The organism is Streptomyces katrae (assembly GCF_000966975.1).
Taxonomy (GTDB): domain Bacteria; phylum Actinomycetota; class Actinomycetes; order Streptomycetales; family Streptomycetaceae; genus Streptomyces; species Streptomyces katrae.
Window position 1 is genome coordinate 1 of record NZ_JZWV01000494.1, and the last position, 5977, is coordinate 5977.

Here is a 5977-nt window from a genome sequence, read left to right on the forward strand (position 1 = left end):
CTGGGCGCGGTCCTCGCCTTCGCCGCGACCGGCCGGCCCCCCTTCAGCGGGGACAACTCCGCGACCCTCCTCTACAAGGTGGTGCACGAGCCCCCGGAGCTCGACGCGGTCCCGGCCGGGGAGCTGCGGGAGCTGATCGCGTCCTGCCTGGCCAAGCCGGCGTCCGAGCGGCCGGCGCCCGAGGCCGTGGCGGCCGCGCTGGGCGGCGCCCTGGGCGCCCCGGGCTGGCTCCCGGCACCGCTGGTGGAGGAGGCGAGCCGGGCGGCGGTGGCACTGCTGGACCTCGACGCGGACGCCGCTGCCTCCGGCGGCGGGGGCGGATCGGCGGGGCCGGGCGGCGCGGCGTTCGCGGCCCCCGGGGCGGGGTCGGGGGCCGACGCCGGGTTCGGCCCCGGGACCGCGTCCGGGCCGGTGCCGTTCACCGAGGGGTCCTCCGGGGGGCCCGTCGGGGTCGGGTTCGGGACGCCGGACCCCTCGTACGGGACCCCGTCCGGGTACGCCGGGGGTGCGGGGCCCTACGGGTCCGGCGGCTCCGGCACGGGCGGCTCGGGCGCCGGGTACACCGCCGGCCCGTACGGCGGCGGGGCGTACGGCTCCGGCTCCGTCGGTTCCCCGGGCGGCGGGGTGTACGGGGCGCCCACCGAGACGGCCGGGGGCGGTGGCGGGGTGCCGCGGCCGCGGACGGCTCCGGGCGGCGAGCGGGGCGGGGTCACCCTCAGCGCGGTCGGCCGCCGCTTCAGCTGCACCCTCGTGCTCGGCGCGGCCGCCGTCCTGGCGGCGCTGTCCGGCGGGCTGTACGGGATGGGGCTGCTGCCCGGCCAGGGCGACACCCGGGACACGGCGGTGGGCAAGCCCCCGACCGCGAGCGTGGACGCGCCCGCCCCCGCGTCGCCCGCGCCGGGCACCGCCCGGCCCTCGCCCTCCGCCTCCTCGGCCCCGTCCAAGGGGACCCGTGACGACGTCCCGAAGGAGCTCATCGGCACCTGGAAGGGCACCGTCACCACCAACCTCGGGGCCGCCACCGAGTTCGAGATCACCATCAAGGCCGGCAAGGTCGGCGAGATCGTCGGCCGGGACAAGTCCGTCCTGCCGCTCCTCGGCACCGACTGCAGCGGCGACTGGAAGCTGTCCTCCGCCACGGACACCTCCCTGGTCCTCGACACGGCGGGCGGCCCCAACCCGGCCCCGGGCATCTGCGCGGGCGGCTCTGCCGACGAGCGCTTCACCCTCAACCCCGGTGGCTCGCTGCACTACAAGTCGGGCGACAAGGCGGCGGGCAACCCCGAGGGCGACCTCACCCGCAGCCGCTGACCGCGGCCCCGCCCCCTGCCGGATCCCGTCAAGGGCCCTGGCGTAGGCTGGATCGGTCCGGACCCTTGACACACCGCCGAAAGGTGACCCACCGGTGACCGACCTGGCCGCACTCCAGTCCGTCCTCGACCGCGCCGCCGAGGGGGGTCGGATCACCAAGGAAGAGGCGCTCGACCTCTACCGGCACGCTCCGCTGCACGCCCTCGGCCAGGCCGCCGACGCGGTGCGCCGCCGCCGCTACGCGGGGACCGAGCACATCGCGACGTACATCATCGAGCGCAACATCAACTACACCAACGTGTGCGTCACGGCCTGCAAGTTCTGCGCCTTCTACGCGGCCCCGAAGGACACGAAGAAGGGCTGGACCCGAGGCCTCGACGACATCCTGCGCCGCTGCGCGGAGACCGTCGAGCTCGGCGGCACGCAGGTGATGTTCCAGGGCGGGCACCACCCGGACTACGGCGTGGAGTACTACGAGGAGCACTTCTCCGCCATCAAGAAGGCCTTCCCGCAGCTGGTCATCCACTCCCTCGGCGCCTCCGAGGTCGAGCACATGGCCCGTATCTCCGGGGTCTCCGCCGAGGAGGCCATCAAGCGCATCCACGCCGCGGGCCTCGACTCCTTCGCCGGCGCCGGCGCCGAACTCCTGCCGGAGCGGCCGCGCAAGGCGATCGCCCCGCTGAAGGAGTCCGGAGAGCGCTGGCTGGAGATCATGGAGATCGCCCACGGGCTGGGCGTGGAGTCCACCTCCACCATGCTGATGGGCACCGGCGAGACCAACGCCGAGCGCATCGAGCACATCGCGATGATCCGTGACACGCAGGACCGCACCGGCGGCTTCCGCGCGTTCATCCCGTACACGTACCAGCCCGAGAACAACCACCTCAAGGGCCGCACCCAGGCGACGGTCTTCGAGTACCTGCGCATGATCGCGATCGCGCGCCTCTTCCTCGACAACGTCGCGCACATCCAGGGCTCCTGGCTGACCGTCGGCAAGGAGGCGGGCCAGCTCGCCCTGCACTACGGCGCCGACGACCTCGGTTCGATCATGCTGGAGGAGAACGTGGTCTCCTCCGCCGGTGCCAAGCACCGCTCGAACCGCCAGGAGATCATCGACCTGATCCGCAAGGCGGGCCGCGTCCCGGCGCAGCGCGCGACGACGTACGAGCACCTCGTCGTCCACGAGGACCCGGCGAACGACCCGGTCGACGACCGCGTGGTCTCGCACATCTCCTCGACCGCCATCGAAGGGGGCACCGCGCACCCCGAGCTGAAGCTCATCTCCACGAACTGACGCGGACGCGGACCGATCCCCGATGCTGACGCTGCACACCGCCGAACTCCTCGTCACCGGCCCCGGCGCGACGCCGCTGGAGGCCGGAGCCGTCCTGGTGGAGGGCGACCGGATCGTCCGCACGGGCCCGTACGAGGACCTCGGCGCGGCCGCGCCGCACGCCCGCGTGCGGCGCTGGCCCGGGGTGCTCACCCCGGGGCTGCTGGCGCGCGGGGCGGACGTGCTGCTGCAGGGGACGTACTACCCGGACGACCCGTACGAGGTCACCGAGCTCGGCGCCGACCCGATCACCGGCGCCGAGGCCCTCGAAGCCCTCAAGCTCACCGAGTCCCGCTGGGGCAACAGCGCCCGGCGCGGCACGCAGAAGCTGCTGGCCCGCGGGGTGGTGGCGGTGGCCGGGCGGTTCACGATCCCGGCGGTGCGCACGGCGGTGGTCCGCTCGGGCCTGGCCGTGGTCCCGCCCGCCCCCTACGAGGGCGCGCCGGCGCTGGACCCGCTCACCGGGCGGCAGAGCGCGGGGGAGGCCTTCCACGGGGTGCTGGAGGCGGGCGGCGCGGCCCGGTTCGCGGTGTTCGCGGTGGCGGACGAGGCGGAGCTGCTGGAGCGCGGGGCGACCACCTGCGTGGCGACGGTCATCGGCGGCCGGCTGCTGCACCGGCGGCGCTGACCGACCGGGCCCGTCCCGCTACGGCACCGGGGGGCCGGCCAGGTAGGTCCCGTCGGCGGTGTGCGGCCAGGCGTTCGACGTGCACCCCTGGAGCCCCTTGATCTGCTGCATCATCGCCGGGGCGGGGGCGCCCGGCCGGGGGCAGGTCTCGTGGCCGCGGCCCAGTTCGTGGCCCACCTCGTGGTTGATGATCAGTGCCCGGTACTCGGCGGCCGGGCCCCGGAACTTGGGCGAGCCCTCCTGCCAGCGCTTGAGGTTCACCACGATGGTGTGGTGGGCCTGGCAGTTGGTCTCCCCGATGAGCTCGGGGGTCACCACGTCGCACAGCCGGTCGGTGGTGGCGGGCGTGGCGATCTTCACGGTGAAGTCCACCGGTTCGCCGGGGCCGGCCAGCCGGAAGCCGTACGAGGGGTCGCGTATCCACCCGCGCCGGTCCCCGAGTATCTCCTCGATGTTCCGGGCGGCGGAGTCCGGGTCGACGCCGCTGGCGTTCTCCGTCTCCACCCGCCAGCGCAGCGCACGCCCCTGGCCCTGGGCCCGGCCGGCGGTGGAGGAGGCGGTGAACGCGCCCGGCGCCGCGGTGGGGCTCGGGCTCGGGCTCGGACTCGCGGTCGGGCCCGGGGGCGGGGACGGGGCCGGTGACGCGTGCTCGGCCGGGGCCGCCACCCGCCCGGCCGCCGGTGACGGGCCGCCCGGGGCGGCGGTGGCGGCGCCCCGTTCCAGCCCGAGCCAGTAGGCGGTGACGGAGAGCGCGGCTAACGCCATCGAGCCCAGGACCGTGCGGCGCAGTCGCCTGCGCCGTTCGGCCCGTCGTGCTTTGACTGATCGGCGTGTCGCCATCGGTGGTCCCTTTGTTCGGATTGTCGGCCCAGTCTGCCCGTTTCCGGTCCTGATCCGCCGGAATTTCCATCGGCGCGCGTCAGACCGGGCCGGGGCGGCCGGCACGGTGGCGGCCTGAGAGGATGACGGGGTACGACCTGTCCGCCGCAGACACACCGAGCACCGAGGGGCCACCGCCAGTGACAAGGGCTTCCCTGGACAAGCAGCCGCACGAAGTCGCCTCCATGTTCGACGGCGTCGCGGAGAAGTACGACCTCACCAACGACGTCCTCTCCCTCGGGCAGGCGCGCCTGTGGCGCAAGGAGGCCGCCAAGGCGGTCGCCGCCCGCCCCGGCCAGAAGGTGCTCGACCTGGCCGCCGGCACCGCGACCTCGTCCCTCCCGTACGCCGCGACCGGCGCGTACGTCGTCCCCTGCGACTTCTCCCTCGGCATGCTGCGGGAGGGCAAGAAGCGCAACCCGTGGCTCCCGCTGACGGCCGGCGACGCGACCCGGCTCCCGTTCAAGGACGACGTCTTCGACACCGTGACGATCTCCTTCGGGCTGCGCAACGTCCAGGACACGGACGCCGCGCTGCGCGAGCTGTACCGGGTCACCAAGCCCGGCGGGCAGGTCGTCATCAGCGAGTTCTCGCAGCCGACCTGGGCCCCCTTCCGGACGGTCTACACCGAGTACCTGATGCGCGCCCTGCCCCCGGTGGCCCGCGCGGTCTCCTCCAACCCCGACGCGTACGTGTACCTCGCCGAGTCCATCCGCGAGTGGCCGGACCAGCCGGCGCTGGCCGAGCTGCTGCAGAAGGCCGGCTGGGGCAAGGTCGCCTGGCGCAACCTGAGCGGCGGCATCGTGGCCCTGCACCGCGGCGTCAAGGCCCAGTAGCTCGTTGGCACCCGTGGACTACCAGCACCTCCTGGAACGCATCGCGGCGGACGTCGCCCCGCTGATCGGCAGCGGCACCCCGGCCGAGTACATCCCGGCCCTGGCGGGGGTCGACCCCCGCCGGTTCGGGATGGCGATCGCCGACCTCGAAGGGAACGTCTTCGGCACCGGGGACTGGCGGGTCCCCTTCTCCACCCAGTCGATCACCAAGGTCTTCGCCCTGGCCCTCGCCCTCGCGGAGGGCGGGGACAGCCTGTGGGAGCGGGTGGGCCGGGAGCCGTCCGGCAATCCGTTCAACTCCCTGGTGCAGCTGGAGTACGAGAATGGCATCCCGCGGAATCCTTTCATCAACGCGGGCGCGCTCGTCGTCACCGACCGGCTCCAGACCCTCACGGGTGACGCGAGCAGTGAACTCCTGGACTTCCTGCGGCAGGAGAGCGGCAACCCGGACATCGGCTTCGACGCGGAGGTGGCCGCGTCCGAGCACGAACACGGCGACCGGAACGCGGCCGTGGCGCACTTCATGGCCTCGTACGGCAACATCGACAACCCCGTGCCGGCGCTGCTGGACCACTACTTCTGGCAGTGCTCGATCGAGATGACCTGCGCGGACCTGGCCCTGGCCGCCCGCTTCCTGGCCCGGCACGGGCTGCGGTCGGACGGCTCGCGGCTCCTCACCCGCAGCGAGGCGAAGCAGATCAACGCGGTGATGATGACCTGCGGGACGTACGACGCGGCGGGGGAGTTCGCCTACCGGGTGGGGCTGCCGGGCAAGAGCGGGGTCGGCGGCGGCATCATCGCGGTCGTCCCCGGCCGGTGCACCCTCGCGGTCTGGAGCCCGGGCCTCGACGCCCAGGGCAACTCGGTCGCGGGCGCGGCCGCCTTGGACCGCTTCACGACCCTGACGGGCCTGAGCGTGTTCTGACCCGAGGGGGCCAGTGCCGCTGCGCGGGGCCTCCTGGGGGCTCCTCCCCCAGACCCTCCCCCAGC

6 protein-coding genes are annotated in these 5977 nt (G+C 74.1%); 5 read left to right on the forward strand and 1 reads right to left on the reverse strand.

Annotated elements, in window-relative coordinates; genetic code table 11:
• The 3 genes from VR44_RS18110 to VR44_RS18120 form a co-directional block, all read left to right on the forward strand.
• On the forward strand, positions 1-1311 hold a 1311-nt coding region (locus VR44_RS18110; protein WP_483855144.1), incomplete at its 5' end, for a serine/threonine-protein kinase.
• Between the two features lie 94 nt (positions 1312-1405).
• Positions 1406-2605, forward strand: a complete 1200-nt coding sequence (mqnC, locus tag VR44_RS18115) for a cyclic dehypoxanthinyl futalosine synthase (protein ID WP_045948563.1) — start codon at positions 1406-1408, stop codon at positions 2603-2605.
• A gap of 22 nt (positions 2606-2627) precedes the next feature.
• Positions 2628-3272 (forward strand): imidazolonepropionase-like domain-containing protein, encoded by a 645-nt coding sequence (locus tag VR44_RS18120; protein WP_045948564.1) that lies wholly within the window; start codon positions 2628-2630, stop codon positions 3270-3272.
• Between the two features lie 18 nt (positions 3273-3290).
• Here the strand turns inward: VR44_RS18120 and VR44_RS18125 are convergent, their stop codons facing one another.
• Positions 3291-4037 (reverse strand): DUF3152 domain-containing protein, encoded by a 747-nt coding sequence (locus VR44_RS18125; RefSeq protein WP_342669365.1) that lies wholly within the window; start codon positions 4035-4037, stop codon positions 3291-3293.
• 254 nt (positions 4038-4291) lie between these two features.
• Here VR44_RS18125 and VR44_RS18130 point away from each other — a divergent pair, with 254 nt between their 5' ends.
• Entirely contained in the window at positions 4292-4987 is a 696-nt protein-coding gene (locus VR44_RS18130; RefSeq protein WP_045948565.1) for a demethylmenaquinone methyltransferase, read from the forward strand.
• Between the two features lie 13 nt (positions 4988-5000).
• On the forward strand, positions 5001-5912 hold the full coding sequence (locus VR44_RS18135; RefSeq protein WP_045948566.1) for a glutaminase: 912 nt from the start codon (positions 5001-5003) through the stop codon (positions 5910-5912).
• The last annotated feature ends 65 nt before the right edge of the window (positions 5913-5977 follow it).

Coding starts and splice junctions, on each gene's coding strand:
- VR44_RS18120 (WP_045948564.1), top strand. CDS start 2,628: ATGCTGACGCTGCACACCGCCGAACTCCTCGTCACCGGCCCCGGCGCG.
- VR44_RS18125 (WP_342669365.1), bottom strand. CDS start 4,037: ATGGCGTTAGCCGCGCTCTCCGTCACCGCCTACTGGCTCGGGCTGGAA.